General features: G+C 57.3%; 33 protein-coding genes and 1 tRNA gene. 24 read left to right on the forward strand and 10 right to left on the reverse strand.

Annotation, left to right across the window (positions count from 1 at the left end):
- Genes L2097_RS02810 through cobT form a run of 18 tightly spaced genes read left to right on the forward strand, consistent with a single transcriptional unit; the run spans position 1 to position 14,136 of the window.
- Positions 1-630, forward strand: a complete 630-nt coding sequence (locus L2097_RS02810) for a cobalt-precorrin-8 methylmutase (RefSeq protein ID WP_250353118.1) — start codon at positions 1-3, stop codon at positions 628-630.
- Complete coding sequence (cbiD, locus tag L2097_RS02815) at positions 630-1,769, forward strand: cobalt-precorrin-5B (C(1))-methyltransferase CbiD (RefSeq protein WP_250352078.1); 1,140 nt, start codon at positions 630-632, stop codon at positions 1,767-1,769. Before L2097_RS02810 ends, cbiD begins: the two co-directional genes overlap by 1 nt.
- Positions 1,763-2,368, forward strand: coding sequence for a precorrin-6y C5,15-methyltransferase (decarboxylating) subunit CbiE (cbiE, locus tag L2097_RS02820; RefSeq protein WP_250352079.1), 606 nt, complete (start codon positions 1,763-1,765; stop codon positions 2,366-2,368). The genes cbiD and cbiE overlap by 7 nt, the downstream gene beginning before the upstream one ends.
- Positions 2,358-2,927 carry a decarboxylating cobalt-precorrin-6B (C(15))-methyltransferase gene (locus L2097_RS02825; RefSeq protein WP_250352080.1) on the forward strand — a complete coding sequence of 190 codons (570 nt, stop codon included), beginning with the start codon at positions 2,358-2,360 and terminating at the stop codon, positions 2,925-2,927. The genes cbiE and L2097_RS02825 overlap by 11 nt, the downstream gene beginning before the upstream one ends.
- Positions 2,920-3,693 (forward strand): cobalt-precorrin-4 methyltransferase, encoded by a 774-nt coding sequence (locus L2097_RS02830; RefSeq protein WP_085007230.1) that lies wholly within the window; start codon positions 2,920-2,922, stop codon positions 3,691-3,693. The genes L2097_RS02825 and L2097_RS02830 overlap by 8 nt, the downstream gene beginning before the upstream one ends.
- Positions 3,674-4,729 carry a cobalt-precorrin 5A hydrolase gene (cbiG, locus tag L2097_RS02835; protein ID WP_250352081.1) on the forward strand — a complete coding sequence of 352 codons (1,056 nt, stop codon included), beginning with the start codon at positions 3,674-3,676 and terminating at the stop codon, positions 4,727-4,729. Before L2097_RS02830 ends, cbiG begins: the two co-directional genes overlap by 20 nt.
- Entirely contained in the window at positions 4,729-5,454 is a 726-nt protein-coding gene (locus L2097_RS02840) for a precorrin-3B C(17)-methyltransferase (protein WP_250352082.1), read from the forward strand. The genes cbiG and L2097_RS02840 overlap by 1 nt, the downstream gene beginning before the upstream one ends.
- Positions 5,451-6,236: a cobalt-precorrin-6A reductase gene (locus L2097_RS02845; protein WP_250352083.1), complete on the forward strand. Its 786-nt coding sequence runs from the start codon at positions 5,451-5,453 to the stop codon at positions 6,234-6,236. The genes L2097_RS02840 and L2097_RS02845 overlap by 4 nt, the downstream gene beginning before the upstream one ends.
- Before the next feature lie 10 nt (positions 6,237-6,246).
- A complete protein-coding gene (gene cbiK, locus L2097_RS02850; protein WP_085007226.1) occupies positions 6,247-7,041 on the forward strand; it encodes a sirohydrochlorin cobaltochelatase in 795 nt (264 codons plus the stop codon).
- Positions 7,038-7,748: a cobalt-factor II C(20)-methyltransferase gene (locus L2097_RS02855; RefSeq protein WP_229221855.1), complete on the forward strand. Its 711-nt coding sequence runs from the start codon at positions 7,038-7,040 to the stop codon at positions 7,746-7,748. The genes cbiK and L2097_RS02855 overlap by 4 nt, the downstream gene beginning before the upstream one ends.
- Positions 7,745-8,482, forward strand: coding sequence for a cobalt ECF transporter S component CbiM (gene cbiM / locus L2097_RS02860; RefSeq protein WP_250352084.1), 738 nt, complete (start codon positions 7,745-7,747; stop codon positions 8,480-8,482). Before L2097_RS02855 ends, cbiM begins: the two co-directional genes overlap by 4 nt.
- A 1-nt stretch (position 8,483) precedes the next feature.
- Positions 8,484-8,765, forward strand: coding sequence for an energy-coupling factor ABC transporter substrate-binding protein (locus L2097_RS02865; RefSeq protein WP_047369673.1), 282 nt, complete (start codon positions 8,484-8,486; stop codon positions 8,763-8,765).
- Positions 8,749-9,429 (forward strand): energy-coupling factor ABC transporter transmembrane protein, encoded by a 681-nt coding sequence (locus L2097_RS02870; RefSeq protein WP_250353119.1) that lies wholly within the window; start codon positions 8,749-8,751, stop codon positions 9,427-9,429. The genes L2097_RS02865 and L2097_RS02870 overlap by 17 nt, the downstream gene beginning before the upstream one ends.
- A gap of 8 nt (positions 9,430-9,437) precedes the next feature.
- Entirely contained in the window at positions 9,438-10,253 is an 816-nt protein-coding gene (locus tag L2097_RS02875; RefSeq protein WP_250352085.1) for an energy-coupling factor ABC transporter ATP-binding protein, read from the forward strand.
- Entirely contained in the window at positions 10,250-11,773 is a 1,524-nt protein-coding gene (locus L2097_RS02880) for a cobyric acid synthase (protein ID WP_250352086.1), read from the forward strand. The genes L2097_RS02875 and L2097_RS02880 overlap by 4 nt, the downstream gene beginning before the upstream one ends.
- Positions 11,767-12,312: a bifunctional adenosylcobinamide kinase/adenosylcobinamide-phosphate guanylyltransferase gene (gene cobU, locus L2097_RS02885; protein WP_250352087.1), complete on the forward strand. Its 546-nt coding sequence runs from the start codon at positions 11,767-11,769 to the stop codon at positions 12,310-12,312. The genes L2097_RS02880 and cobU overlap by 7 nt, the downstream gene beginning before the upstream one ends.
- On the forward strand, positions 12,309-13,049 hold the full coding sequence (gene cobS / locus L2097_RS02890; protein WP_250352088.1) for an adenosylcobinamide-GDP ribazoletransferase: 741 nt from the start codon (positions 12,309-12,311) through the stop codon (positions 13,047-13,049). The genes cobU and cobS overlap by 4 nt, the downstream gene beginning before the upstream one ends.
- Before the next feature lie 28 nt (positions 13,050-13,077).
- Positions 13,078-14,136: a nicotinate-nucleotide--dimethylbenzimidazole phosphoribosyltransferase gene (gene cobT, locus L2097_RS02895; RefSeq protein WP_250352089.1), complete on the forward strand. Its 1,059-nt coding sequence runs from the start codon at positions 13,078-13,080 to the stop codon at positions 14,134-14,136.
- A gap of 568 nt (positions 14,137-14,704) precedes the next feature.
- Here the strand turns inward: cobT and L2097_RS02900 are convergent.
- Positions 14,705-15,016: an ArsR/SmtB family transcription factor gene (locus L2097_RS02900; protein WP_047369679.1), complete on the reverse strand. Its 312-nt coding sequence runs from the start codon at positions 15,014-15,016 to the stop codon at positions 14,705-14,707.
- Positions 15,017-15,257: 241 nt separating this feature from the next.
- On the opposite strand from L2097_RS02900, the gene fusA reads away from it, so the two are divergent.
- A complete protein-coding gene (gene fusA, locus L2097_RS02905) occupies positions 15,258-17,360 on the forward strand; it encodes an elongation factor G (protein ID WP_047369680.1) in 2,103 nt (700 codons plus the stop codon).
- A gap of 395 nt (positions 17,361-17,755) precedes the next feature.
- Here fusA and L2097_RS02910 read toward each other — a convergent pair whose 3' ends face one another.
- Genes L2097_RS02910 through L2097_RS02920 form a run of 3 tightly spaced genes read right to left on the reverse strand, consistent with a single transcriptional unit; the run spans position 17,756 to position 18,991 of the window.
- Entirely contained in the window at positions 17,756-18,298 is a 543-nt protein-coding gene (locus L2097_RS02910; RefSeq protein ID WP_250352090.1) for a DUF4865 family protein, read from the reverse strand.
- Positions 18,298-18,684 carry a tautomerase family protein gene (locus tag L2097_RS02915; RefSeq protein ID WP_047369681.1) on the reverse strand — a complete coding sequence of 129 codons (387 nt, stop codon included), beginning with the start codon at positions 18,682-18,684 and terminating at the stop codon, positions 18,298-18,300. The genes L2097_RS02910 and L2097_RS02915 overlap by 1 nt, the downstream gene beginning before the upstream one ends.
- A gap of 4 nt (positions 18,685-18,688) precedes the next feature.
- Entirely contained in the window at positions 18,689-18,991 is a 303-nt protein-coding gene (locus L2097_RS02920; protein WP_047369682.1) for a carboxymuconolactone decarboxylase family protein, read from the reverse strand.
- Positions 18,992-19,091: 100 nt separating this feature from the next.
- Between L2097_RS02920 and L2097_RS02925 the strand changes: the two genes are divergently transcribed.
- On the forward strand, positions 19,092-20,006 hold the full coding sequence (locus tag L2097_RS02925) for a LysR substrate-binding domain-containing protein (RefSeq protein ID WP_250352091.1): 915 nt from the start codon (positions 19,092-19,094) through the stop codon (positions 20,004-20,006).
- Between the two features lie 144 nt (positions 20,007-20,150).
- Positions 20,151-21,176, forward strand: coding sequence for an LLM class flavin-dependent oxidoreductase (locus L2097_RS02930; RefSeq protein ID WP_047369684.1), 1,026 nt, complete (start codon positions 20,151-20,153; stop codon positions 21,174-21,176).
- A gap of 58 nt (positions 21,177-21,234) precedes the next feature.
- Here the strand turns inward: L2097_RS02930 and L2097_RS02935 are convergent, their stop codons facing one another.
- The 5 genes from L2097_RS02935 to L2097_RS02955 form a co-directional block, all read right to left on the reverse strand.
- On the reverse strand, positions 21,235-21,570 hold the full coding sequence (locus L2097_RS02935) for a gamma-glutamylcyclotransferase family protein (protein ID WP_250352092.1): 336 nt from the start codon (positions 21,568-21,570) through the stop codon (positions 21,235-21,237).
- A gap of 124 nt (positions 21,571-21,694) precedes the next feature.
- A complete protein-coding gene (locus tag L2097_RS02940) occupies positions 21,695-21,985 on the reverse strand; it encodes a DUF3601 domain-containing protein (RefSeq protein WP_085007213.1) in 291 nt (96 codons plus the stop codon).
- 260 nt (positions 21,986-22,245) lie between these two features.
- Positions 22,246-22,785, reverse strand: a complete 540-nt coding sequence (locus L2097_RS02945; protein ID WP_250352093.1) for an ester cyclase — start codon at positions 22,783-22,785, stop codon at positions 22,246-22,248.
- Between the two features lie 76 nt (positions 22,786-22,861).
- On the reverse strand, positions 22,862-23,581 hold the full coding sequence (locus L2097_RS02950; RefSeq protein WP_250353120.1) for an SDR family oxidoreductase: 720 nt from the start codon (positions 23,579-23,581) through the stop codon (positions 22,862-22,864).
- A 4-nt stretch (positions 23,582-23,585) separates the two neighbouring features.
- The gene (locus L2097_RS02955) at positions 23,586-24,695 is read right to left on the reverse strand and encodes an alkene reductase (RefSeq protein WP_250352094.1); all 1,110 of its coding nucleotides are present in this window, start codon (positions 24,693-24,695) and stop codon (positions 23,586-23,588) included.
- A 99-nt stretch (positions 24,696-24,794) separates the two neighbouring features.
- Here L2097_RS02955 and L2097_RS02960 point away from each other — a divergent pair, with 99 nt between their 5' ends.
- Together L2097_RS02960 and L2097_RS02965 are read left to right on the forward strand one after the other, a co-directional pair.
- On the forward strand, positions 24,795-25,706 hold the full coding sequence (locus L2097_RS02960; protein ID WP_250352095.1) for a LysR family transcriptional regulator: 912 nt from the start codon (positions 24,795-24,797) through the stop codon (positions 25,704-25,706).
- Between the two features lie 9 nt (positions 25,707-25,715).
- The gene (locus L2097_RS02965) at positions 25,716-26,045 is read left to right on the forward strand and encodes a type II toxin-antitoxin system PemK/MazF family toxin (protein ID WP_250352096.1); all 330 of its coding nucleotides are present in this window, start codon (positions 25,716-25,718) and stop codon (positions 26,043-26,045) included.
- 141 nt (positions 26,046-26,186) lie between these two features.
- Here L2097_RS02965 and L2097_RS02970 read toward each other — a convergent pair.
- A tRNA-Asn gene (locus L2097_RS02970) sits at positions 26,187-26,262 on the reverse strand.
- 6 nt (positions 26,263-26,268) lie between these two features.
- Between L2097_RS02970 and L2097_RS25745 the strand changes: the two genes are divergently transcribed.
- A complete protein-coding gene (locus L2097_RS25745) occupies positions 26,269-26,361 on the forward strand; it encodes a DUF5951 family protein (RefSeq protein ID WP_222708277.1) in 93 nt (30 codons plus the stop codon).
- The last annotated feature ends 45 nt before the right edge of the window (positions 26,362-26,406 follow it).

Here is a 26,406-nt window from a genome sequence, read left to right on the forward strand (position 1 = left end):
ATGGATTATTTACAGCAACCTCAGGCCATTGAAGACAAAAGTTTTGTCATTATCGGCGACATCATTCGCGAAAGCCGGCCTGACTACCGTTTTGCCAGCCCTCTGCATGAAGCCATCATCAAACGTGTGATTCACACCACCGCCGATTTCGACTGGCTGGATATCCTCTGGTTCTCCCCGGACGCACTGGAAAGCCTCGGCAATGCAATACGCTGCGGCTGCACGCTTTACACTGACACTACGATGGCCCTTTCCGGGATCAACAAAACCCTGCTGGCAAAATTTGGCGGGGAGGTGAAGTGCTATATCAGCGACCCGCGCGTGGTGCGCAAAGCGAAAGCTGAGGGGATCACCCGCTCAATGGCGGCAGTGGACCTGGCGCTCAGCGAAGCGGGCGAGAAAGTCTTCGTCTTTGGTAACGCCCCCACCGCGCTGTTCCGCTTGCTGGAGCAAAACATCCAGGTACGAGGGGTAGTTGGCGTCCCGGTCGGCTTTGTCGGTGCGGCGGAATCGAAAGAGGCGCTGGTAGAAAGCGGGTTGCCGGGGATAGCCGCACTCGGGCGTAAAGGCGGCAGCAATGTGGCGGCGGCTATCATTAACGCCTTTTTGTATTCCATGCGGGAGGCGTAATGAGCGAAGAGACGTTCGACGCCCCGGTGTGGCATAACGGCAAGGCGTTACGCAAAGGCTATACCACCGGGTCCTGCGCGACAGCGGCGGCGAAGGTTGCGGCGCTGATGGTCCTGCGCCAGCACATCATTCATCAGGTGTCGATTGTCACGCCCTCTGGCGTCACGTTGCGTCTTAACGTTGAATCCCCGCATATTGAAGGTCAGCAAGGGATAGCCGCTATCCGCAAAGACGGTGGCGATGATGTGGATGCCACCCACGGCATGCTGATTTTTGCGCGTGTCACCCTGAACGACAGCGGCGAGATTGTGCTGTCTGGGGGGGAAGGTGTAGGCACGGTGACCCGCAAAGGCATTGGCCTGCCGGTCGGCAGTGCTGCCATTAACCGCACGCCGCGCCAGACTATAGAAGCGGCAGTACGCGAAGTGATTGGCCCTTCGCGCGGCGCGGAGGTGGAAATCTTCGCCCCTGAAGGGGAAGCGCGGGCGCAAAAAACCTACAACAGCAGGCTGGGCATTCTGGGCGGGATCTCAATTATCGGCACCACGGGTATCGTCACGCCGATGTCCGAAGAGAGCTGGAAACGCTCCCTTTCCCTGGAGCTGGAAATCAAACGCGAAGCGGGGCTGGAGCGGGTGGTACTGGTGCCTGGCAACCACGGCGAGCGTTTTGTCCGCGAGCAAATGGGTCTTGCCAGCGACATCGTGGTCACCATGAGCAACTTTGTGGGCTACATGATTGAAGAGGCTGTCCGCCTGGGCTATCGGCAAATTGTGCTGATTGGTCACCCCGGCAAGCTGGTGAAAATCGCCGCCGGGATCTTCCACACTCACAGCCATATCGCCGATGCGCGTATGGAAACGCTGGTGGCGCATTTAGCATTGCTCGGCGCGCCTCATGAATTGCTGCTTAACGTCAGCGAGTGCGATACCACCGAAGCAGCAATGGAGCACATCGACGCAGCGGGGTTCGGCCATCTGTATAACCATCTGGCGCTGCGTATCTGTCAGCGCGTCATGCAGAACCTGCGCTTTACCAAAAATCCTCCCCAGTGCGATGCCATCATGTTCTCCTTTGATAACCAAATCCTCGGCGCGAATCGCCCATTCCGGGAGATTGTGGAGGATTTGCAATGCTAACCGTTGCAGGCATGGGACCTGCCTCTCTGACTTTAATGACCCCGATGGCGCTGGAGGCCGTCGCGCAGGCCGATATCCTGGTGGGCGGGAAGCGCCATCTGGAGCAGTTCCCTGGCTTTACGGGTGAACGCCGCGCGCTTGATGCCGACATCCCCGGATTAATACGCTGGATTGCACAGCGGATGCATCAGCGCGTAGTAGTGCTGGCCTCCGGCGATCCGCTCTTTTACGGCATTGGCAAACGTCTGGTGGCGGAGTTTGGCATTGAACAGGTGCGCATTATTCCGGGCATCAGCGCCGTGCAGTACCTGTGTGCAAAGACCGGCATCGACATGAATGATATCTGGCTGACCAGCTCCCACGGGCGCGATGTCGATTTTGACGCTCTGGTCCGCTCGCCAAAAACCGCGATGGTGACCGATGCCCGCTGTGGGCCCCGGGAAATTGCCGCTGCCCTGGTAGCGCGCGGTGCCGGGGAGCGCTGGCTGGTGATTGGTGAAAACCTGGCGATGAACAACGAGCGCATTCACGGGCTGCTCGCCCGTGACGTCCATGCGCAGTATGAGATGAATGTTGTGGTGATCCTCAATGAAAGATGAACTGTTCTTACGCGGTGAAAGCGTCCCGATGACCAAAGAAGTGGTCCGCGCACTGGCGCTCTCGCGCCTGAACTTATCCGGCGCACGCCATTTTATTGATATTGGCGCAGGCACGGGCAGTGTCTCCATTGAGGCTGCCGTCTGCCACCCGCAGTTGCAGGTAACAGCCATTGAGCGCAACCCGGCGGCGCTGGGGCTGCTGGAAGAGAACTGCCAGCACTTTGGCTGTCGCAATATCACCATCATCCCGGGCGTGGCGCCGTTATTTGTCGAGCAGCCCGCCGATGCGGTTTTTATGGGCGGCAGCGGTGGCAACCTTACTCAACTGATTGACTGGTCTTTGGCCCAATTGATCCCCGGTGGCCGTCTGGTGATGACTTTTATTCTGCAGGAGAACCTCAGCAGCGCGCTGAGCCACCTTGCCACCCGCCAGGTCGCCGCGCTGGACTGCCAGCAGATTCAGGTTTCGCTTCTTCATGCGCTGGGCAGCGGCCACTACTTCAAACCGAATAACCCTGTTTTTGTGATTTCCTGCGAGAAGGAAGAGTCTCATGGCTGAACAATTTGATGCGCAAACCGTCTGGTTTGTCGGGGCAGGCCCCGGTGACCGGGAACTGATCACCCTGAAAGGATACCGCCTGTTGCAGCAGGCTCAGGTCGTTATTTACGCGGGTTCCCTCATTAATACCGAACTGCTGGAATATTGCCCACCGGGCGCTGAGTGCCACGACAGCGCCGAACTGCACCTGGAGCAGATAATCGACCTGATGGAAGCCGGTGTGAAGGCGGGCAAAGTGGTGGTACGCCTGCAAACGGGTGATGTCTCTCTTTACGGCTCCGTGCGTGAACAAGGGGAAGTGCTGACCGAACGCGGCATCCAGTGGAAGGTTGTTCCCGGCGTGAGTGCCTTCCTCGGGGCGGCGGCAGAACTGGGCGTGGAATACACCGTGCCGGAAGTCTCGCAGAGCCTGATCATCACCCGCCTGGAAGGGCGTACCCCGGTTCCGCCGCTGGAACAGCTGGAATCCTTTGCCAGCCATCAGACCTCAATGGCGATTTATCTCTCCGTACAGCGCATTAACCGGGTGGCAGAGCGCCTGATCGAAGGCGGCTATCCGGCAACCACGCCGGTGGCAGTGATTTATAAAGCCACCTGGCCAGAAAGCCAGACGGTGCGCGGAACCCTCGCGGATATTGCTGACAAAGTTCGCGATGCCGGTATTCGGAAAACCGCATTGATCCTCGTGGGTCCATTCCTTGGCGAGGAGTACCACTACTCACGTCTTTATGCTGCGGATTTTAGCCATGAATACCGTAAAGCCTGAATCTGTCGCGCTGTTCTGCCTGACGCCCGGCGGTGTTGCCCTGGCGAACCGGCTGAAACTGGCGTTGCCCATGACCTGCTACACCAGTGAGAAATTGCTGGAAGAGGGGTTTGTGCCGTTCGATGGCGGCTTTGCCCAGTCGCTGCGCGATGCCTTCACCCAGCACTCCGCGCTGGTGTTCATCGGTGCGACCGGGATTGCCGTGCGCGTGCTGGCCCCACTGGTGAATGACAAATTCAGCGACCCGGCGGTGATCGTTATCGATGAGCGTGGACAGCACGTCATCAGTCTGCTTTCCGGCCATTTTGGCGGGGCAAATGCGCTGGCGCGTTACCTGGCGGGCATCCTTGGCGCGGACCCGGTGATCACCACGGCAACGGATGTCAACGAACTGGCGGCGCTCGATACGCTGGCCTGTCAGCTGGATGCGCGCATGGAGGATCTGCGCGGAGCGGTAAAGACAATCAACCACGGGCTGGTCAGCGGGGAGCGCATCGGCCTGTGGTGTGAAGAAGCATTGCGCGGTGAAGTCGAACGCTGCGACACGCGCGGGTTTATTCCGGTCACTTCGCTCGACGATATGCCTGAGTTGACGGCGCTGATTTGCGTGACCGTGCAGTCTTCACTGCCCGAACTTAGGGTGCCGGTCTACAAGCTGGTTCCCCGCCGTGTGGTGGCAGGTATTGGCTGTCGTCGCGATACCCCGTTTGCGGTGGTGTCAGGACTGCTTAAGCAACAGTTGCAGGCGCATGCTTTCGACCCGCTGGCACTGCGCGCGATAGGCAGTATTACCCTGAAAGAGCATGAAAAAGCGCTCACTTTGCTGGCGGAAAGCCTGCATGTGCCGTTTGAAATTTTTACCGCTGATGCTCTGCGTCAGCATGAACATCGTTTCCCGGCCTCAGATTTTGTGCGTCAGACCACTGGCGTGGGAAGCGTATCCGGACCCGCAGCCTGGTTGATGAGTGGTGGGCAACTGGTTGGCGAGACCCTGCGTGAACAGGGCGTCACTATTACTTTGGGAGTTTCACACTGATGTTAACTGTTATCGGGATTGGCCCTGGCTCACAGGCAATGATGACCATGGAGGCGATAGAAGCCTTGCAGGCGGCGGAGATCGTGGTGGGCTACAAAACCTACACCCATCTGGTGAAAGCGTTCACGGGCGACAAGCAAGTGATCAAAACCGGCATGTGCAAAGAGATTGAGCGCTGCCAGGCGGCGATTGAACTGGCGCAGGCCGGGCATAACGTGGCGCTCATCAGCAGCGGTGATGCCGGAATTTACGGCATGGCGGGTCTGGTTCTGGAACTGGTCAGTAAACAGACGCTGGACGTGGAAGTGCGTCTTATCCCCGGAATGACCGCCAGTATTGCAGCGGCGGCGCTGCTTGGCGCACCGCTGATGCATGACTTTTGCCATATCAGCCTGAGCGACTTACTGACGCCGTGGCCGGTCATTGAAAAACGCATTGTCGCAGCCGGGGAAGCCGACTTTGTTATCTGCTTTTATAACCCGCGCAGTCGTGGCCGCGAAGGGCATCTTGCTCGCGCATTCGAACTGCTGGCGGCCAGCAAAAGCCCGCAAACGCCGGTGGGCATTGTGAAATCCGCCGGACGTAAAAAGGAAGAGAAGTGGATAACCACGCTCGGCGAGATGGACTTTGAACCGGTCGACATGACCAGCCTGGTGATCGTCGGCAATAAAGCCACCTACGTGGCGGACGGCTTGATGATTACCCCGCGAGGCTACGAGTTGTGAGGCCAGGCGATGTACTGGTGGTGGGCGGCACCAGCGATGCGCGGGCCATTTGCCAGCGACTCGATGCCGCCGGGGTGCGCTACACCCTTTCAGTCGCAACCCCCACCGGACAACATCTGGCGGGAGACATTCGCGGTGAGGTGCGCTGCGGGCGGATGGAGCCTGACGCCATGCTGCGCTGGCTTACCGATAACCAGACCCGCTGGGTGGTGGATGCGTCACACCCCTATGCCGAGGTGGTCAGCCAGAACATCGCCGAAGCCTGTCGCCAGGCAAATGTGCTGCTGAGCCGTTACCAGCGCCCGGAACAACTGCCGGAACTGGAACATCCACTGTTGCACAAAGTCGCCTCGATTGATGAAGCCTGCAAAGTCGTACGCGGACTCGGGCAGCGCGTGTTGTTGACCACCGGCAGCAAAGACCTGGCACTCTGGCGCGCGGGGCTTGGTGAGAAGACTTTGCTGGCGCGGGTGCTGCCCGTGGCCGATGTGATGACGCAATGCGCCGAAAGCGGTTTTGGCGTTGGCGAGATCTACGCCATGTGCGGGCCGTTTAGCGCAGAGTTTAACGCCGCTCTTTACCGTCAGTGCCGCGCGGATGTAGTGATCACCAAAGCCTCCGGTGCGGAAGGCGGGTATCAGGAAAAAGTTCAGCCATGTCTGGACGCGGGGATCCCCTGCATTGTTATTACGCGCCCGCAGCCTTCGGTTTCGGGTGAGGAGCTACTGGAAAGCCTGGATGCCTTTTCGCAGCGGCTGCTGCGCTGGCTTGCCACACAGTGAGGAAAAGAACATGAAAAAAGCGCTTCTGGTGGTGAGTTTCGGCACCAGCTATCACGACACCTGTGAAAAGAACATTGTGGCCTGTGAAAGGGAACTGGCCGCCAGTTGCCCCGATCGCACGTTTTTTCGGGCATTTACCTCTGGAATGATCATTCGCAAGCTCAAACGTCGGGACAATCTGCACATCGACACCCCTTTGCAGGCACTGCAAAAACTGGCCGACCTGGGCTATCAGGATGTGGCGATCCAGTCGTTGCACATTATTAACGGTGATGAATACGAAAAAATTGTCCGTGAGGTACAAACCCTGCGGCATCTCTTCAAACGCATGGTGATCGGTGCACCACTGCTCAGTAGCCACGATGACTACATGCTCCTGATGCAGGCGCTGGCTCGCCAGATGCCGGTGCTGACAGAGGGTGAAAAAGTCGTGTTTATGGGCCACGGGGCCAGCCACCACGCCTTCGCCGCTTACGCCTGCCTCGATCATATGATGGCGGCGCACCGTTTCCCGGCGCGTGTCGGCGCAGTGGAAAGTTACCCGGAAGTCGATGTGCTGATCGACAGTCTACGCCGCGAAGGCATTAGCGCGGTGCATCTGATGCCGCTGATGCTGGTGGCCGGCGATCACGCCATTAACGATATGGCGTCTGATGATGAAGACTCATGGAAAACACAGTTTGAACGGGTCGGGATTGCCGCAACGCCCTGGTTGCAGGGGCTGGGTGAAAACCCGGCTATCCGCGCGATGTTTGTCGCACATCTGCATCAGGCGCTGAGCCAGTCACTGGAGGTGGCGGCATGAGCGGCAGACTGTACGCATTAGGGATTGGCCCCGGTGCCAGCGACCTTCTCACCGTGCGCGCCGCGCGCATTCTCGGCAAGCTCGATGTGCTCTATGCCCCGGCAGGGCGCAAAGGGGGAGATAGCCTGGCGCTCTCTATCGTGCGGGAGTATCTGGGCGAGCAGACGGAAATCCGCTGTACCCATTTCCCGATGAGCGCCGACAGCGCGGAAAAAGAAGCCGTCTGGGATGAAGTGGCCGCCGCGCTTAGCGCAGAAACCGAGGCCGGGAAGCAGGTGGGGTTCATCACCTTGGGCGATGCCATGCTGTTCAGCACCTGGGTCTTCTTATTACAGCGCCTGGGGCGTCCTGACTGGCTGGAAATTGTGCCGGGCGTGACCTCTTTTGCCGCCATCGCCGCGCGCACACAAACCCCGCTGGCCATGGAGCAACAGTCGCTGGCGGTGGTCTCCTGTACCGCGCCAGAGGAAGAGATTACCCAGGCGCTGGCGAACCACGACAGCCTGGTGTTGATGAAAGTCTATGGCCGTTTCGCGCGTATCAAAGCGTTGCTGGCCGATGCCGGATTGCTTGACCGCGCATTGATGATGGCTGAGGCGACCCTACCGGGAGAGCAGTGCTGGCGGCGACTTGCAGAGGTAAGCGACGAACAGGCACTGCCGTATTTTTCGACGATTCTGGTGAATAAACAGTGGGAGAGGCTATGAAACGGGAACAACAGCTTAAACGCCTGTCGTTAAGCGGGCTGGCAGCAGGTCTGTTGCTGCTTGTCGTACCGGAGCAGGCATTTGCCATGCACATTATGGAAGGCTTTTTACCGCCGATGTGGGCGCTGGCCTGGTGGATGTTATTTCTTCCTTGTTTGTGGTACGGGCTGGTGCGCCTGCGCCGCATTGTGGCGGAAGACGGTAACCAGAAGGTGCTGCTGGCACTTTGCGGCGCGTTTATCTTCGTGCTGTCGGCGCTAAAAATCCCGTCGGTGACCGGCAGTTGCTCGCACCCGACTGGCGTGGGCCTGGCGGTGATCCTCTTTGGGCCGGGCGTAGTGGCGATTCTTGGTGCGATTGTGCTGCTGTTTCAGGCGCTGTTGCTCGCGCACGGTGGCCTGACCACACTTGGGGCAAATGGCATGTCAATGGCAGTGATCGGACCCTTCGTCGGTTATCTGGTCTGGCAGATGGCCTGCCGTGCGGGTATTCGTCGTGATGTTGGGGTCTTCTTGTGCGCCATGCTCGCCGACCTGGTGACCTATTTTGTCACCTCCGTGCAGCTTGGCGTGGCGTTCCCTGATCCGCAGTCCGGCGCGACCGGTTCCATCGTCAAATTTATGGGCATCTTCTGCCTGACTCAGATCCCCATCGCGATTGCCGAAGGGCTGCTCACGGTAATGATTTACGACCAGCTCACCAAACGCCAGCTGATCGCCGCACAAGGACATTAAGATGAAAAAGACACTGATTTTGCTTGCGATGGTTATCGCGCTGGTGATCCTGCCGTTCTTTATTAATCACGGCGGCGCGTTCGGTGGCTCCGACGGCGAGGCGGAAAGCCAGATTCAGGTCGTCGCGCCGCATTATAAACCCTGGTTCCAGCCGCTGTATGAACCTGCCAGCGGGGAAATTGAAAGCCTGCTCTTTACCCTGCAAGGATCGATGGGCGCTGCGGTTATCTTCTACATCCTGGGCTATATGAAAGGCAGGCAGCGTGCTGACGAACGGGCTTGATCGGCTGAGCTACCAGAGCCGCTGGTTCTCTGTTGCCCCGGAGCGCAAATTCTTTCTCTGGCTGGCGATGATGATCCTGGCGTTTTCGCTGCCCCCTGTCGGGCAGGGGGCGTTGCTGGTGGCGCTGGCGGCTTTTACCTGCTGGCTGCTACGCATTTCGTTCTGGCGCTGGTTGCGCTGGATGGCTATCCCCATCGGTTTTTTGCTGGTGGGGGTGCTGACGATACTGTTTAGCGTCACTCAGGATCCGCAGCATTTGTTGGTGGGCATCCCGTTGGGAAGCTACTGGCTGGGCGTTTTGCCGGAAGGGCTGACAATGGCTAATACCACCTTCTGGCGCAGCCTGGCGGCGCTGGCGGCAACCTTCTGGCTGGTGCTGAACTTGCCGTTTCCGCAACTCATCGTGCTACTCCGAAAGGGGCGAGTGCCGCGTCTGTTGACCGAACAAATTCTGCTGACCTGGCGGTTTATTTTCATCCTGCTGGAGGAGGCGGCGGCAATCCACCGGGCGCAAACGCTGCGTTTTGGTTATCGTACCTTGCCGCTGGGATACCGCTCGCTGGCGATGCTGGTTGGGCTTTTATTTACCCGCGTGTTGCTGCGTTACAAAGAGATGGCGACCACGCTGGATATCAAACTGTATCAGGGTGATTTTCACCTGTAAGGAATGGCATGCTGGCGACCGACGGGCTGTGGTTCAGTTATCAGGACGAGCGCACCCTGAAAGGGTTAACGCTCGATTTCTCACGCCAGCCTGTCACCGGGCTGGTGGGGGCGAACGGCTGCGGCAAATCGACGCTGTTTATGAATCTGAGCGGAATTTTGCGCCCGCAACAAGGAACGGTGCTGTGGCAGGGAAAACCGCTTGATTACAGCAAACGCGGGCTGCTTGCGCTGCGCCAGAAGGTTGCGACCGTGTTTCAGGATCCCGATCAGCAGATTTTCTACACTGACATCGACAGCGACATCGCTTTTGCCCTGCGCAATATTGGCGTGGCGGAAGATGAGATTGCCCGGCGCACCGACGATGCACTCACGCTGGTGGATGCGCAATCTTTTCGCCATCAGCCGATTCAGTGCCTGAGCCATGGGCAGAAAAAACGCATCGCCATTGCCGGGGCGCTGGTATTACAGGCCAAATATTTACTGCTTGATGAACCCACTGCCGGGCTTGATCCCTCCGGGCGCACGCAGATGATCGCGATTATTCAGCGGATTGTGGCGCAGGGAAATCATGTGGTTATTTCCAGCCATGATATTGATTTGATTTATGAGATTTGCGATGCGGTGTATGTTCTACGCCGCGGCGAAATGCTGGCGTACGGCACCCCCGGCGATGTGTTTGCCCAAAAAGCGCAAATTGAACAGGCCGGGTTAACGCAGCCATGGCTGGTAAAGCTGCATACCGAACTGGGTATGCCGCTGTGCAAAAGTGAAGCTGAATTTTATACCCGCATGCGGGCAATGCCTGTTAAGGAGGCGTCATGACGCTGGCGATAATGTTGCAGGGAACGGCATCAGATGTGGGCAAAAGCGTGCTGGTGGCGGGGCTTTGTCGCATCCTGTATCAGGATGGATTAAAGACCGCCCCCTTTAAGTCGCAGAATATGGCGCTTAACTCGGGTATTACCCCAGGCGGCCAGGAGATGGGGCGCGCGCAAATTTTTCAGGCTGAGGCGGCGGGCATCGTCCCGGATGTGCGCATGAACCCGGTATTGCTTAAGCCCACCAGCGACCGCAAAGCGCAGGTGGTGTTAATGGGAAAAGTGGCGACCGATATGGACGCCGTCAGCTATCACGACTACAAACCACGCCTGCGCGAGCAGATTATCCATGTCTACCAGAGTCTGGCTCATGAATACGACGCCATTGTGCTGGAAGGGGCTGGCAGCCCGGCGGAAATTAATCTGCGCGATCGCGATATCGTCAATATGGGCATGGCAGAGATGGCGCAGTGCTCGGTGGTGCTGGTGGCAGATATCGACAGGGGGGGCGTTTTCGCCGCGATTTATGGCACCCTGGCGCTGTTGCAGGAACACGAACGTTGGCGCGTGAAAGGGGTCATCATTAATAAATTCCGCGGCGACGTGGCCCTGCTGACGCCTGGCATCAAACAGATTGAAGACCTGACCGGTGTGCCGGTGCTGGGCGTGATGCCGTGGCTGGAGGTCGATTTAGAAGACGAAGACGGTGTAGCGTTGCAGCGCGGTAAATACCAGCGTACCGGAGAGCGGGCCATTGATATTGCCGTGGTGCAGTTGCCGCACATCTCGAATTTCACCGATTTTAACGCCCTCGCCGCGCAACCGGACGTGCGCGTACACTATGTTCGCTCGCCACAAGAGCTGCGTAATACCGACCTCGTCATCCTGCCCGGCAGCAAAAATACGCTGGGGGATCTCTCCTGGCTCCAGCAGAGCGGGCTGGCGCAGGCAGTCTTAGAGCAGCATCGGCAGGGCGTGCCGGTACTGGGGGTCTGTGGCGGCTATCAGATGCTGGGTGAAACCATCATTGATGAGGTGGAATCAGGGCTCGGTACGCTACCGGGGCTGGGGCTGCTCAATATCGTCACCCATTTTGCACAGAACAAAACCACCACGCTGGTGGCGGCCACTGTCCAGGAAAAACTACCCGGACTGCTGGCGGCCTGCGGGGATATTGCGTTGCACGGCTATGAAATACATATGGGGGAAACCACCCTGCATGATGGATGCCGTCCGATGCTATGGCTGGAAAAAGAAGGGCAACGCATTGCCGACGGTGCGGTCAGCGAAGACGGACTGGTGTCTGGCACCTATCTGCACGGGCTTTTTGACAGCAACGATTTTACCCGCACGCTGATTAACGCGCTGCGCGTGCGCAAAGGCTTGCCGCCGCTGGATAGCATGGTCGATTATGCTCGCTACAAGGCGCAGCAGTTTGACCTGCTGGCAGACGCCATGCGCGAGAACATCGACATCGACAGGATCTATCAGATTATGCATCAACATCAGGAACGCGCATGTTAACGCTGGTTACAGGTGGGGCGCGTAGTGGCAAAAGCCGACACGCTGAATCGCTGGTTGCAAACGCGAAGGGCGTTCTCTATATCGCCACTTCGCAAATTTTTGATGAGGAGATGGCGGCTCGTATTCAGCACCATCGGGATAGCCGTCCGGCGCACTGGCGTACCGAAGAGCGCTGGCAGGATCTGGCCGATATCATCACCGCCGATAACGCCCCGGATGAGGCCATTTTACTGGAGTGCATTACCACGATGGTGACTAATCTGCTGTTCGCACAGGGCGGTGAAAGCGACCCGGACGGCTGGGACTATGCGCAGTTGGAAGCGCGGGTGCAGGAAGAGATCGAACGCCTCATTGCCGCTTGCGCGCGTTGTCCGGCACCGGTAGTGCTGGTGACCAACGAAGTGGGCATGGGGATTGTGCCGGAGAACCGTCTGGCGCGGCATTTTCGCGATATCGCGGGGCGGGTGAATCAACGTCTGGCGCAGGCGGCGGATAATGTCTGGCTGGTGGTGTCCGGGATCGGAGTCAAAATCAAATGATCAGGCTGTTTTTTGCCACGCTGTCGTTTATCAGCCGCTTGCCGGTGCCCGCTCGCCTGGTTCAGGGGCTGGATGTCGAAGATTACGTGCGCGGTATCGTCACTTTTCCCTTTGTCGGCGTGGTGCTTGGCGGTATCAGCGGCGGCTTGTTTATGCTGCTGCAACCCTGGTGTGGTGTACCGCTGGCGGCATTGTTTGCGGTTCTGGCGCTGGCGTTGCTGACCGGTGGGTTTCATCTCGACGGCCTGGCGGATACCTGCGATGGGGTCTTCTCTGCCCGCACGCGCGAGCGGATGCTCGAGATCATGCGCGACAGCCGCCTGGGTACCCACGGTGGGCTGGCGCTGGTGTTTGTGCTGGTGGCGAAAATCCTGGTTATCAGCGAACTCTCCCTGCGTGGGCTTGCTATGCCTGCGGCGTTCGCTGCGGCTTGTGCCGCCGGGCGCGGGTGCGCGGTGGTGATGATGTATGGTCATCGCTACGCCCGGGAAGAGGGGCTGGGCAATTTGTTTATCGGCAAGGTTACGTTCATGCAGACCGTTATCACGCTGGCTTTTGCGCTGCTGGTGGCGGTGGGGCTGGAAGGGACGCGTGGTCTGACAGCGTTGCTGATAACCGTGCTGGCGATTTTTCTGCTCGGCCTGCTGCTTAAACGCACGCTCGGCGGGCAAACGGGCGACACGTTGGGTGCCGCCATTGAACTGGGTGAACTGGTTTTCCTTATGGCGCTGCTCTGAGCGGCCCTTACCACTACTGAGAATTCCTATGCAAACACTGACTTCGTTACTGGCAGCAATTCCCGCGCTCGATCAAAGGGCGATGACGCAGGCGCAACAGCATATTGATGGTTTACTCAAGCCGCCCGGAAGCCTGGGACGTCTGGAGTCGCTGGCGGTGCAGCTCGCCGGGATGCCGGGGTTAGGTGGTAAACCGCAGACAGGGAAGAAAGCCATCATCGTGATGTGTGCCGATCATGGCGTCTGGCACGAAGGGGTGGCGATTTCACCGCAGGTGGTGACGGCTATTCAGGCGGCAAATATGACCCATGGCACCACGGGCGTTTGCGTGCTGGCAGCGCAGGCCGGGGCGAAAGTGCATGTGCTGGATGTGGGTATCGACAGCGATCCGATCCCCGGTCTTATTAATATGAAAGTCGCTCGTGGCAGTAACAACATTGCCACGGGGCCTGCGATGAGTGCCGCGCAGGCGCAGGAGCTGTTGCTGGAAACCATCCGCTATACCCGTGAACAGGCGGCCGATGGCGTGCAGCTTTTTGGCGTGGGCGAGCTGGGTATGGCGAACACCACCCCTGCTGCGGCGATTGTCAGCGTGCTGACCGGGGAAGAGCCGGAGTCGGTAGTGGGTATTGGCGCCAATTTGCCGGAATCACAGCTGGGGCATAAAGCGCAGGTGGTGCGTCGTGCCATTGAGATCAATAAGCCTGATGTAACCAATGGGCTGGATGTGCTGGCGAAAGTGGGCGGTTTTGATCTGCTGGGGATGACCGGCGTGATGATCGGCGCCGCGTCATGTGGCCTGCCCGTGGTCCTGGACGGTTTCTTATCCTATGCCTCGGCGCTGGCCGCGTGCCGTATCGAACCGAAGGTGAAAGATTACCTGATCCCATCGCATCTTTCGGCGGAGAAAGGGGCGCGCATTGCCCTGCAAAACCTTGGCCTGGAGCCCTATCTCAATATGGGGATGCGTCTGGGTGAGGGCAGCGGCGCGGCATTAGCCATGCAACTGGTGGATGCCGCCTGCGCGATGCACAACAACATGGGGACGCTGGCTGGCAGTAATATTGTGTTGCCAGAGACGAAGTAACCAACCGCTCGAATGATCCCCTCGCCCCTTTGGGTGAGGGGAAAATGTCCCCGGTGGCGCGATGCTTACCGGGGCTACGTGGTAGATACTGTGAACGTCTTCAACCTCTTTAGCCATGGTTGACTCGTTTTCCCGCATGACAACCAAAGCGACATCTTTGTGCCTCCTGGCGCAGCGCGTGCAGCGAGGGGGTTGAGTCCCCACTGAAATCGGTGAGACGAAGACCCGATGACAAGGTCAGGCCGCCAGGTATGGGGCGAGTAATGCGAGTCAAACCGACCGCAGGTAGCGGGGCGGGAGGCGAACGCAGTGCAAAGCACCGATTTTTTGCGCGGCCGCGGGGATTGTAAAGGGGAACGTGGTGTTCCCCTTTACCCGTTCACGTGTTCGGGAGATCCATTTCGGCATGAACATAAGGGGAACGGACCCCACCAGCTGAGCCGCATATTCCTCTCACCCCGGGGGAGAGGGAGAAAACCGGTTGTAGACCGGATAAGGCGTTTAAGCCGCATCCGGGAATGCCACCAACGGCACAACGTGTTTTTCTCCCTTGCCGGGGTGAAGGGACTTATCTCCCCGCCTGCATCACCTGCAACAACGTATCCAGCAGCCCAGGAAAACGGGTGTCCAAATCTTCCCTGCGTAACGAAATCATATTCTCCCGCCCCTGCGGACGCTGCCAGACCACGCCGCTATCGCGCAACACGCGCCAGTGATGGGTCATCGTAGATTTCGCCACATCTTCCGGGCGCAGCGCATTACAACTCAACTCACTGCCATCGGCGAGGCGCTTGATCATCGCCAGGCGCAAAGGATTACCAAGGGCAAAAAGGACGTTTTCGAGCAATATTTGTTCGGTATCGGGGTGGTTCGCAATCATAGTTTTCCTGAGTCGGCGGTTGCTCTGCTCATGATGAGCAGCAGCCCGTATCGGCGGCTGGCCGGTAATATACCCGATGCGTACAGGCACGGCTATGCGCCATGCATCAGGTCCAACAATCTCAATGATAGCGCAAAATTTAAAAATAGTACTAGAATACTCGTACAGTTGGACTATTATAGTCTGCGAAACCTAACCGGCCATATCGGTCATTTATTGTCAAACTGACTAAGGACGCATCATGCCCCGACCCATCCCCCTCGAACGTTATCGCAACATCGGTATCTCCGCGCACATCGATGCCGGTAAAACGACAACCACAGAACGCATCCTGTTTTACACCGGGATGAGCCACAAACTGGGTGAAGTACACGATGGCGCGGCAACAACCGACTGGATGGAACAGGAGCAAGAGCGCGGGATTACCATCACGTCCGCGGCGGTAAGCTGCTTCTGGCCCGGTATGGACCGAGGTTACGAACCGCACCGCATCAATATCATCGACACCCCAGGGCACGTGGATTTCACCATTGAAGTGGAACGATCCATGCGTGTACTGGATGGCGCAGTGATGGTTTATGACTCCGTTGGCGGCGTACAGCCACAATCGGAAACCGTCTGGCGGCAGGCCAACAAATACCATGTGCCGCGCCTGGCATTCGTCAACAAAATGGACCGCCCCGGCGCGGATTTCTTCCGCGTGGTGCAGATGATGATTGACCGCCTGAAAGCCAACCCGGTGCCGATTGTTATCCCTATCGGCGCAGAGGAACATTTCACCGGCGTGGTGGATCTCATCAAAATGCGCGCCATTGTGTGGGATGACGCTACCCAGGGCATGACATTTAGCTATGCGCCTGTGCCGGATGATCTGCTGGCCACCGCCCAGGAATGGCGTGAAAAAATGGTCTCTGCGGCAGCCGAAGCCAGCGATGAACTGATGGACAAGTACCTGGAAACCGGCTCGCTGGACGAAGCAGAAATCATCGCCGGGCTGCGTAAACGTACCGTAGCCGGTGAGATCCAGCCGATGCTGTGCGGAAGCGCCTTTAAAAACAAAGGGGTGCAGCGCATGCTCGATGCGGTGATTGAGCTGATGCCATCGCCGCTGGATATTCCGGCGATTCAGGGCGTGGACGAAAAAGGCCAGCCTGCGGAACGTCATCCGAGCGACGACGAGCCGTTCTCGGCTCTGGCGTTTAAACTGATGACCGACCCGTACGTGGGTCAACTGACCTTTATCCGTGTCTATTCCGGCGTGCTGAAAAAAGGCGATGCGGTATGGAACCCGGTGAAAGGTAAGAAAGAGCGTATTGGTCGTATCGTGCAGATGCATGCCAACGATCGCCATGAAGTCGACGAGCTACGGGCGGGCGATATTGCCGCCTGTGTGGGGCTGAAAGATGTGACCACCGGCGACACCCTGAGTGACCCGGATGCGGTGATCACCCTGGAGCGGATGGAGTTCCCGGAACCGGTGATTTCGCTGGCCATTGAGCCGAAAACCAAAGCGGACCAGGAAAAGATGGGTATCGCTTTGCAGCGCCTGGCGTCCGAAGACCCGTCGTTCCGTCTGCACACTGACGAAGAATCCGGGCAGACCATAATTTCCGGGATGGGCGAGTTACATCTGGAAATTATCGTCGACCGTATGAAACGTGAGTTCGGCGTGGAAGCGAATATCGGGCGTCCGCAGGTCACTTACCGTGAGACGTTGCGTAAAGCGGTGAAAGAGATTGAAGGGAAGTTTGTGCGCCAGTCCGGTGGTAAAGGGCAGTACGGCCATGTCGTGCTGAGTCTGGAACCGCTGGAGCCGGGCAGTGGCTTTGTGTTTGAAGATGCCACCAAAGGCGGCGTAGTGCCGCGCGAGTACATTCCATCCGTGGAAAAAGGGCTGCGCGAAGCCATGAACAATGGCGTGCTGGCGGGGTATCCGGTGGTGGACGTGAAAGCGACCCTGACGTTTGGTTCGTACCACGATGTCGACTCCTCGGAAATGGCCTTCCGCATGGCAGCGATCTTCGGCTTTAAAGATGGCGCCCGCAAAGCGGACCCGGCGATCCTGGAGCCGATTATGCATGTGGAAGTGGAAACGCCGGAAGAGTACGCCGGGAATATCATGGGTGACCTCTCTTCCCGTCGCGGGATGGTGCAGGGTATGGAAGAGCGCTTCGGTAGCCAGATTATCCGCGCCGACGTGCCGCTGGCGGAGATGTTTGGTTACTCCACCACACTGCGTTCCATGTCGCAGGGCCGTGCGACCTACAGCATGGAGTTCCATCATTACGCGGAAGCCCCGCGCAATGTGGCGGACGACATCATTGCCAGCCGCGCCAAAGCATAATCTGTTGGCTGTAAATGAAAACCCCGCTTCGGCGGGGTTTTTTATGGGCATTTTTTCTCACCCTGACCCAGACGTAGCCCGGATTAGCGAAGCGCCATCCGGGATATCTGCTTTTCACAACCTTCCCGGATGGTGGCGTAAACGCCTTATCCGGGCTACCCGTTTTTCCCTCTCGCACCAGACGTAGCCCGGAGTAGCGAAGCGCGATCCGGGGTATCTGCTTTTCACAACCTTCCCGGATGGCGGCGTAAACGCCTTATCCGGGCTACCCGTTTTTCCCTCTCGCACCAGACGTAGCCCGGAGTAGCGAAGCGCGATCCGGGGTATCTGAGATTCTCAATCTTCCCGGATGGCGGCGTAAACGCCTTATCCGGGCTACCCGTTTTTTTCCTGTCCTATGGGGAGAGGCCGCAGAGCGAACAAGGCGCCTCCCCGAATGACTCCCCGCTCGCCACATACCCAATCCGGTAATTCTCGCTACCCGCCTGCGGCGCATCGCCAAAATCAACCTGCAGCCATTGCCAGCGGCTGACATCCCAGGCGCAAAGCTGCCCCTCTGGTGGCAGGACTGAAAGGTCACGGTGCGCGGTAATCGGCAGCTTTCTCATCGACAGCCAGACAGCTTTGCGCACCGTATCAATCGCTGGCAAACGCAGCGCCAGCCAGGTATCAATCTGCGGCCAGCCAAAATCTTCCGTCAACTTTTTAAAGCCGGAACTCTGTAAAAATCGCGCCATCGCCCCGGTATCATTCCAGACATACAGCGGGGCGTAGCGGTTCTCAGCGCAATGTACGTCATCGTGCCGCGAGAAGAGGTACGCCTTAAACAGCAGACCAGGGAAACCATCCAGCTTTGCGCCATTTTCCCGGATGCGGGTCTCAATCACTTCCATGTCGTAGTCGGCAGGCAGGGTAAAGCGGTATTGCATCACAATCATTACGCCTCCTCCGACAGCAATTGACCCTGGCTGAAACTCCATTCGTCGGCGGTATTGAACTGGATCATCACCATCACATCATTTGGGTGAATATCCAGCGCGCTCTGCAGCCGTTGGCACAGTACGCGGCAGAAATTTTGCTTTTGCGCACGCGTTCGGGGTTTGCCCGCCAGGATATGAAACTGGATGAAATTGTCGCTGCGCCCGCCGCTTTTATAGTGGCGGTCAAACACCCGCTGCTTGGCCGGCAGCGCTTCAAACACCTGAAAACGGTCGCCGGGCGGAACAGAAAACTCGTCCTCCAGCGTCTGTTGCAGGATGTCGGAAATCTGCGTGATCTGCGCGTCGCTATACCCCTGACGCAGGGTGATACGGGTGAAAGGCATGTGTTTACTCCTCTTCCAGACAACCGAGGGCGGACACCGCCGCAGGCCAGCCCGCGTAGAACGCCAGATGGGTAAAGACTTCGGCTATCTCTTCACGGCTCAGGCCATTTTGCTGTGCGAAGTTGATATGCCAGGGGAGTTGCTGTACGCGGCCCAGCGCCGTCAACGCACCCAGCGTGATCAGGCTGCGCTCGCGCGGGGAAAGCGCCTCACGTTTCCAGATATCATTGAACAGCACTTCCTGGCTGAGCTCGGCCAGCTTCGGTGCGACGCGGGCCAGGGTTTCACGATCGAGGGACTTCGCCATGGTGTTCTCTCCGTATTGACAGTGAGGCGATTGTGGCGCCATATTTTCATCCTGAAAATCAAATTATATGCAATCAACAATCCCGTATTTCAGGACGATAATGAACAAACTTCCCCTGACGCTCGACCTCGATGCCCTGCGCAGTTTTGTAACCGGCATTGAATGTGGCAGCTTTGCACTGGCAGCAAGCCGCCTGTGTCGCTCAACGTCGGCGGTAAGCGCGCAGCTTAAAAAGCTGGAACAACAGTGCGATGCCGAACTGGTGGTGAAACAGGGCCGCCACCTGGCGTTAACGCGCAATGGCGAGATCCTGATGGGCTACGCCCGTCGTCTGCTGGCGCTCAATGATGAGGCACAGCGGGCGCTGAAAGGCGAATTGCTGCAGGGGGAGATCAGCATTGGCATGCAGGAGGATTTTGGCGAGTCGCTGATGCCCGGCATTCTGGGCGAATTCAAGCGCCACCATCCGGGGCTGCGGATCATCGCCCGGGTGGATCGCAACCCGGCGCTGCTCGCGGCGCTCGATGACAACGCGCTGGATATGGCACTCCTGTGGCAGCCGGAAAACGCCCCGCGCGAAGGCAAACTTCTCGGCCAGTGCCAGCTGGAGTGGATACAGCATCCGGAACTGGACATCAGCACGCTGCTGTCCCAGGGCGAGCCGTTGCCGCTGGTGATGTTTGAACATCCGTGCATGATGCGCTCGCGCGCTACTGCCTGTCTGGATCAGGCGGGGATTGCCTGGCGGGTGGTGTTTGTCAGCCACAGTCTGAGCGGTATCTGGGCGGCGGTACAGGCGGGGCTGGGCATTACATTGCGCACGCGGGTCGGTATGCCAGGTAATCTTCGCGTAGTGGGCGGTATTCTCCCATCACCGGGGAATCTGGGGATCATGCTGGCGCAGGGGCAGGGGCAGGGGCAGGGGCAGGGGCAGGGGCAGGGGAATGCGGCAGATACCGGTGCGCGGGCGAAGCTGGGGCAATTGATGGAAGCGGCGTTGCTGAACGTGAAATAAGGTGTTTTCTTGCATGTCGGTCAATTAATTTGATGCATTATGTTAAACAAACGATATTTATTCTCATCGGGGAATGCGTAGAGTAGTGGGCAGCAAAGACAGCAAAGCCCTGTCGACATTTCCCTGAGAATAAGGACCCACGTCATGAAAAAGATCGGATTTTTGTCATTTGGTCACTGGACGCCGTCGCCGCAGTCGGGAACCCGTTCAGCCGCTGACGCGCTGCTGCAATCCATCGATCTGGCGGTTGCCGCCGAAGAACTGGGGGCCGATGGCGCATATTTCAGGGTGCACCATTTTGCGCGCCAGTTAAGCTCGCCGTTCCCACTATTGGCGGCGATTGGGGCGAAAACCAGCACAATCGAAATTGGCACGGGCGTTATCGATATGCGCTATGAGAACCCGCTCTATATGGCTGAAGACGCGGGGGCGGCCGATTTAATCTCCGGTGGGCGTTTACAACTGGGCATCAGCCGTGGCTCCCCCGAGCAGGTTATTGATGGCTGGCGCTACTTTGGCTACGCCCCGTCTGAGGGGGAAAATGAGTCGGATATGGCGCGTCGCCACACCGAAGTGCTGCTGGATGTGCTGCGCGGTGAAGGTTTTGCGAAACCCAATCCACAACCGATGTTCCCGAACCCGCCGGGTCTGCTGCGTCCTGAACCCTTTTCCGACGGACTGCGTGAGCGTATCTGGTGGGGGGCAGGCTCTAACGCCACGGCAGTATGGGCGGCGAAGCTGGGGATGAATCTGCAAAGCTCGACGCTGAAAGATGATGAAACCGGCGAGCCGTTCCACATCCAGCAGGCAAAACAGATCCGTGCTTACCGCGAAGCCTGGGCCGAAGCGGGGCACACCCGTACGCCGCGTGTTTCGGTCAGCCGCAGTATTTTTGCCCTGATGAACGATCAGGACCGGATGTATTTCGGCTCAGGCCGTGACGACAGCGATAAAGTCGGTTTTCTTGATGAGAAAACCCGGGCTATCTTCGGACGCAGCTTTGCCGCCGAGCCGGACAAGCTTGTCGAGCAACTGAAACAGGATGAGGCGATTGCCGAAGCCGACACCTTGTTGCTGACGGTGCCAAATCAGCTGGGTGTGGAGTACAACGTGCATGTGATTGAGTCTATTCTGAAACATGTTGCTCCGGCGATGGGCTGGCGCGATTAAAAAGTAATAACGCCTCGCACAGTTCGACAGGCGAGGCGTTACATCACATTCAAATCGCTTACGGGTGAGCTTGCGGCTGTAGCTGATAAATCCAGGCGCTGACCCGCTCGCCATTCGTAGCGGTGACGTCAACCTCAACGCGATCGTAGCCCTCTTCAAACTCATCCAGCATCGGCCAGTGTGCGTCAAGTTTATCGGAGATAAACAGGTAACCCTGGACCTGCGTTCCGTTTTTCTGCAACACAATGCCCGGAAAATCTGCCGCCGCGCCCCAACCACGTTCGTAAAACGTGCCTGTCACATACCCCGGCAGCCACTCGCCGCCGATGTTTTCCAGAATATATGCATTAGAATGGCCCGGGCGTAGTGTCCCGTAGACAAACAAGCGTTCCATTTTTCCTCGTTAGCTCACGCAATATTGCCCCCAATGGGGAAAGAAGTGTCTTCAAAATAAGAGGTTATCACGCGCGTCGCAACCTGTTGCTCATCGGGTTTTGTTATCGCTGTGCGGCAAAGGATTACCAGAATCGCCACCACGGATGATGTTCTGCAAGGTATTGTTCGAGATGTTCAGTGATATGACCTTGTTCTTCCGGGATAGCCTGCAATCTGATTTGTACCACCTTACCTTTGATGCTAAAGAACAGCGACAAGCCATCCTCGTAAGCCAAATAGCTTGAACCCACAAATTTCCAGACGTCACCTTTGCAACGGGTGAACCTGTCGTAATCGACGAAGGTTTTCGTCACCTTATAATATTTACCGGCAACCAGATGTCTGTAGGTTTGTTTGAGTTTGTGGGTGTCCATGGTGTGGGTTCCTTTGCCTGACGCTGGCAATGATAGGCGAGAACGCAGGAAGAGGGGAATTTATGTGATCATGGACAGGGGTCGAAAAGGAGGTTGTATACGCAAAATGGTTGGATGCCGGCTGAGAGCGAGGAGTGGAGCAGAGCGTGAATCTCTGCCCCTTATTCATCGCCACCCTTCGCGGTGCCAGTGGCGCATACTGAACTATTTCAACCCTTGCCAAACGGCCTGGCAGTATCACCGCTCCCTAAGCGGTCATGTTATAACACGCCCAGTTGTTTCATCAGGGTCAGATTATCTTCAAGATGCCAGTTCGCGATGATTTTATTGTTTCTGACCTGATAGATATCCGTCGCGATGAAATCAACCTGCTGGCCCTTTCCTTTTAGTTTGCCGAAGGTTCCCGTGAAATGTCCGCGGAAATGAAGGTGCGATACCACGTGATCGCCTGCAACGATCATCTGCTCAACCTCGCAACGCAGATCCGGAACGGCGGTACGGAAGGCCCGGGAAGCCAGGAGCGCGCCTTCCGGCCCCTGCTTGCGGCCTTCAGGCGGCGTCTTATCGACAAAATTATCGGCCAGAGCCTCGCGGGCCAGGGCTTCATCACCCGTATTCCAGAAGGTTGCGTAACGTCGAGCAACGGTTTCAAGCGCAGTCACATGCGCTGATGATGTATGGCTTTCCACAATCAGTTCATGGGGTTTCACCAGCTCAGGCGGCGCTGAAAACACAGCGCTGGAAATGGGAAGCAGCATAAGCGCTGCCAGACGGGGAGGATAAAGCGTTATTTTTTTCATAAAAGGTCCTTGGTGTTGCCTCAGAGAAACTGGTGACACGGGCACATTTCAGGCACCCGTGGATAAAACGTGAGGGTCAGTTAATCAGCGCGCCGCCTTCGATATCCAGAAGGGTTCCGGTGACAAAGGGGTTGTCCATCACAAACAGATACCCTTTTGCAATGTCCTCTGGCCGACCGAAGATTTTGGCCGGCAGATTTTCAGCGGCAGAGGCAAGCATTTTTTCGCGGGCCGCAGGATCCATGCCTGCATAAGCCTCGGTATCTGTCAGCCCCGGGCTCACTGCGTTTACCCGCAGCGGAGAAAGCTCTTTCGCCAGCACCTTAACGGCTGACTCCAGGGCCGCGTTCATGGTGGTCTTGACGATAGTTCCCGCGACAGTGCGGCGGGAAACAAAGCCGCTGGTCAGCGTCAGGGTGCCCCGGGGACGAATATTTTTACTCAGATACCTGGCGACATGGATGCTGCCCCAGAATTTGGTATCGAAAGCCTGCCGGGCCTCGTTCAGATTCAGTGAAGTGAGCGCGCCGCCAGGTGCATGCGATCCCGCCGTCACAATGATGTTATCTACCTCTCCGAGCGTCTGGCTAAGCTGAATCACTTCCTCTTCTTTGCTGATATCAAGGGCGACGGTGTTCACTGCGGCTTTTTTCTGGCTCAGAAACTGTCTGGCCCGCGCCAGCTTTTCACTGTCACGTCCGGCAAGAATCAGGCTCTCCCCCCGTTCAGCCAGCGCCTGAGCTACGGCAAAGCCAATCCCGGAAGCCCCGCCGATGATTAATGTTTTCTTCGCCATCATGTTATGCCTCGTCGGTTTTGTAGAACGGATAATCGGTATAGCCTGCGCTGCTTCCGCCAAAGAGCGTGGCGGGATTGCTTATGGTTGCTAATGGAAGGTTATTCCTGAGCCGGTACGGCAGGTCAGGGTTGGCAATAAACGGGCGGCCAAAGGCAAACAGGTCGGCCAACCCCGCCTTAAGAAGTTTGTCCACTTTGTCCTGGTTGTAATTTCCGGCGACAATAAGGGTGCCGCTGAAGGTGGCGCGTAATGTTTCGCGAAAATCAGCAGGTACCTGTGGGGCATCGTCCCAGTCGGCCTCCGCCAGGTGGATATAGGCGATACCTTTCTTCTCGCACCACGCAGCCAGCGCGAGGATCGCTTCATTCACCTGTGGGTCGTTCATTCCGCGTTGGGTGATGAAAGGGGAAAGGCGTATGCCCGTGCGCGAATTGCCGATGGCGTCGCTGATGGCTTCCAGCACCTCCTGTGCAAAACGGATCCGGTTAGCCAGGCTGCCGCCATACTGATCGGTGCGTTTGTTCGATGTCCGGCGAAGAAACTGATCGATCAGATAGCCATTACCGCCGTGCACCTCAATCCCATCAAAACCGGCGTTAATAGCATTTAGCGCGGCCTGCCGGTAATCAGCGATAATCTGCTGAATATCAGCATGCTCAAGTGCCCGCGGTTGTGGGCAGTCGACCATATGTCCTTCCCCCTGCTCATCAACAACCCATACCTGGGCATCGGGTGCGAGTGCAGAGGGCGCGACAGGTTTACCATCTGCATGGAAACCCGCATATGACATGCGCCCAACGTGCCAGAGCTGGGAAAAGATAACCCCACCTGCACGGTGGACGGCTTCTGTGCTCAGCCGCCATCCTTCAACCTGCTCAGGGGAGTGCAGGCCTGGTGTCCAGGAGTACCCCTGGCCCTGAGGTGAAATCTGCGTGGCTTCTGTGATGATCAAACCCGCGCTGGCGCGTTGCTGGTAATACGCCGCCATGAGTGCGGAAGGAATGTTTCCCGGCTGCAATGCCCGCGCCCGGGTCATCGGCGCCATCACGATGCGGTTTTTCAGGCTGAGGGCCTTTAGCGGGTAGCTATCAAAAAGTGTACGATTTTCCATTTTCTGTCCCCGTAATGAATTGTTGAAAGTACTTTACGCGGCGTCAGATTTTTTGATAATGGCATGAAAATAGGATTCTCTTTTCAGGATTACTGAATAATGGGAAAGCTTGAAGATATGACGCTGCTCGTTGCAGTGGTGGAGGCGGGCGGGCTTTCAGCTGCGGGTCGGCGTATGGGACTCTCGGCGGCTACCATGACCGCCAGGCTAAAGGCGATTGAAGAGCGTTATCAGACCCGGTTATTTCATCGCTCTACTCGCGCCATTACCATGACGCGTGCCGGTGAAGAGTTCTATCACGCTGCACTGCGCGTCCTGGAGGAAATGAACCACGCGGAGTCGCTGCTTACGCAAAAAGAAGGCGTGCTCAGCGGTAATATTCGCATTTCGGCCCCCTCCGATTTTGGTCGACAGTATCTCAGCCCGGCACTGCTCGATTTTTCCCGGCTACATCCGGCAGTGAAAAGCTCGGTATACCTGGGGGAAAATGTTGAAGATCTGGTCGCCAACCGTCTGGATATGAGCATTCGCTTCGGAAACCTGCCAGACAGCAGCCTGGTCGTGAAAAATATCCGCCCGAATCACAGGGTACTGGTCGCCTCCGCCAGTTATCTCCAGGCGGCGGGCACACCCGATACCATTGAGGATCTACACCATCACCGATGTCTGGCGCTGGAACTGCGCGGCATGGTCATGAACGAATGGCGTTTTGAGCACGATGGTAAACAGAGTGCATTACGTTTTACCCCAGCCATGGTGTGTGACGATGGTGCGCTACTCCGCCAGTGGGTACTGGCGGATGCGGGTATTGCCAGTAAGTCATGGTGGGATGTAAAGCGTGATGTGGAACAGGGGAGGCTGCGCCTGTTGTTTGCGGAAAGTTTTATCGGGTTTAGCCGCTTTGATAAAAAAAATGTCGGGCTGCAATTTGTCTATCCACAGCGACGCCTGCAGCCGCTACCGGTTACCGCCTTCACACAGTTTTTTATTGACTGGCTGGAAAATGAGTAGAAGCTGTAAATGGACAGAGGGAAAATCTGGCTTGTTTCACTGGACCCGATTGCCGGGCACGAACAAAGCGGAAAACGTCCGGTGCTTATCGTATCGAAGGCCTCATTTAATGCGCTCACCCGTTTACCCGTTGTTGTTCCGGCCACCAGCGGCGGAAACGTTACGTGTGCGGCTGGGTTTGCCGTTTCACTGGACGGTACGGGAACGAAAACGACTAGGATTCGCTGCGGCCAGCCCAGAATCATTGATATGGACGCGCGAAACGGCAAGCGCCTGGAAACTGTACCAGAGGCTATCGTGAATGAAGTACTGGCCCGACTGGAAGCCATTCTGAGATGAGATTTTGCCGTAAGGCAGGGAAATTTGGTGAATCATCGAAGTGAAATGCTCAAAGCCTGACCGCGAGTGCACATCGGGTACAGAAGAAGTATCAAGAATCAGAAAAGCAAAAAGCCTGCTCGAAAGCAGGCTTCTTAAATTTGGCTCCTCTGACTGGACTCGAACCAGTGACATACGGATTAACAGTCCGCCGTTCTACCGACTGAACTACAGAGGAATCGGTGTGGAGTCGTATCTTAGCGGCGAAAAAACTTTTGTCAAACCTGATTTCAGGCGGTTTTGTGCAACTGTCGCAAATCACGGCAGTTTGCTGTAATTAACAACAATTTTTTGGAAATGCTTTGCAGGATCACGAATTCTC

The sequence above is a fragment of the Citrobacter sp. MNAZ 1397 genome (assembly GCF_023613995.1).
Taxonomy (GTDB): domain Bacteria; phylum Pseudomonadota; class Gammaproteobacteria; order Enterobacterales; family Enterobacteriaceae; genus Phytobacter; species Phytobacter ursingii.

Bases quoted from the DNA above. Each gene is read 5' to 3' on its own strand.
- L2097_RS02950 (WP_250353120.1), bottom strand. From the start codon at position 23,581: ATGGCGAAGAAAACATTAATCATCGGCGGGGCTTCCGGGATTGGCTTT.
- cbiM (WP_250352084.1), top strand. From the start codon at position 7,745: ATGAAACGGGAACAACAGCTTAAACGCCTGTCGTTAAGCGGGCTGGCA.
- L2097_RS02930 (WP_047369684.1), top strand. From the start codon at position 20,151: ATGAAAAAGATCGGATTTTTGTCATTTGGTCACTGGACGCCGTCGCCG.
- cbiE (WP_250352079.1), top strand. From the start codon at position 1,763: ATGCTAACCGTTGCAGGCATGGGACCTGCCTCTCTGACTTTAATGACC.
- L2097_RS02810 (WP_250353118.1), top strand. From the start codon at position 1: ATGGATTATTTACAGCAACCTCAGGCCATTGAAGACAAAAGTTTTGTC.
- L2097_RS02910 (WP_250352090.1), bottom strand. From the start codon at position 18,298: ATGATTGTGATGCAATACCGCTTTACCCTGCCTGCCGACTACGACATG.
- L2097_RS02955 (WP_250352094.1), bottom strand. From the start codon at position 24,695: ATGGAAAATCGTACACTTTTTGATAGCTACCCGCTAAAGGCCCTCAGC.
- L2097_RS02840 (WP_250352082.1), top strand. From the start codon at position 4,729: ATGTTAACTGTTATCGGGATTGGCCCTGGCTCACAGGCAATGATGACC.
- L2097_RS02825 (WP_250352080.1), top strand. From the start codon at position 2,358: ATGAAAGATGAACTGTTCTTACGCGGTGAAAGCGTCCCGATGACCAAA.
- cbiD (WP_250352078.1), top strand. From the start codon at position 630: ATGAGCGAAGAGACGTTCGACGCCCCGGTGTGGCATAACGGCAAGGCG.
- fusA (WP_047369680.1), top strand. From the start codon at position 15,258: ATGCCCCGACCCATCCCCCTCGAACGTTATCGCAACATCGGTATCTCC.
- L2097_RS02965 (WP_250352096.1), top strand. From the start codon at position 25,716: ATGGACAGAGGGAAAATCTGGCTTGTTTCACTGGACCCGATTGCCGGG.
- L2097_RS02830 (WP_085007230.1), top strand. From the start codon at position 2,920: ATGGCTGAACAATTTGATGCGCAAACCGTCTGGTTTGTCGGGGCAGGC.
- cobT (WP_250352089.1), top strand. From the start codon at position 13,078: ATGCAAACACTGACTTCGTTACTGGCAGCAATTCCCGCGCTCGATCAA.
- L2097_RS02960 (WP_250352095.1), top strand. From the start codon at position 24,795: ATGGGAAAGCTTGAAGATATGACGCTGCTCGTTGCAGTGGTGGAGGCG.
- L2097_RS02920 (WP_047369682.1), bottom strand. From the start codon at position 18,991: ATGGCGAAGTCCCTCGATCGTGAAACCCTGGCCCGCGTCGCACCGAAG.
- cobS (WP_250352088.1), top strand. From the start codon at position 12,309: ATGATCAGGCTGTTTTTTGCCACGCTGTCGTTTATCAGCCGCTTGCCG.
- cbiG (WP_250352081.1), top strand. From the start codon at position 3,674: ATGAATACCGTAAAGCCTGAATCTGTCGCGCTGTTCTGCCTGACGCCC.
- L2097_RS02945 (WP_250352093.1), bottom strand. From the start codon at position 22,785: ATGAAAAAAATAACGCTTTATCCTCCCCGTCTGGCAGCGCTTATGCTG.
- L2097_RS02940 (WP_085007213.1), bottom strand. From the start codon at position 21,985: ATGGACACCCACAAACTCAAACAAACCTACAGACATCTGGTTGCCGGT.
- L2097_RS02880 (WP_250352086.1), top strand. From the start codon at position 10,250: ATGACGCTGGCGATAATGTTGCAGGGAACGGCATCAGATGTGGGCAAA.
- L2097_RS02900 (WP_047369679.1), bottom strand. From the start codon at position 15,016: ATGATTGCGAACCACCCCGATACCGAACAAATATTGCTCGAAAACGTC.
- L2097_RS02925 (WP_250352091.1), top strand. From the start codon at position 19,092: ATGAACAAACTTCCCCTGACGCTCGACCTCGATGCCCTGCGCAGTTTT.
- cobU (WP_250352087.1), top strand. From the start codon at position 11,767: ATGTTAACGCTGGTTACAGGTGGGGCGCGTAGTGGCAAAAGCCGACAC.
- L2097_RS02935 (WP_250352092.1), bottom strand. From the start codon at position 21,570: ATGGAACGCTTGTTTGTCTACGGGACACTACGCCCGGGCCATTCTAAT.
- L2097_RS02915 (WP_047369681.1), bottom strand. From the start codon at position 18,684: ATGCCTTTCACCCGTATCACCCTGCGTCAGGGGTATAGCGACGCGCAG.
- cbiK (WP_085007226.1), top strand. From the start codon at position 6,247: ATGAAAAAAGCGCTTCTGGTGGTGAGTTTCGGCACCAGCTATCACGAC.
- L2097_RS02875 (WP_250352085.1), top strand. From the start codon at position 9,438: ATGCTGGCGACCGACGGGCTGTGGTTCAGTTATCAGGACGAGCGCACC.
- L2097_RS02865 (WP_047369673.1), top strand. From the start codon at position 8,484: ATGAAAAAGACACTGATTTTGCTTGCGATGGTTATCGCGCTGGTGATC.
- L2097_RS02855 (WP_229221855.1), top strand. From the start codon at position 7,038: ATGAGCGGCAGACTGTACGCATTAGGGATTGGCCCCGGTGCCAGCGAC.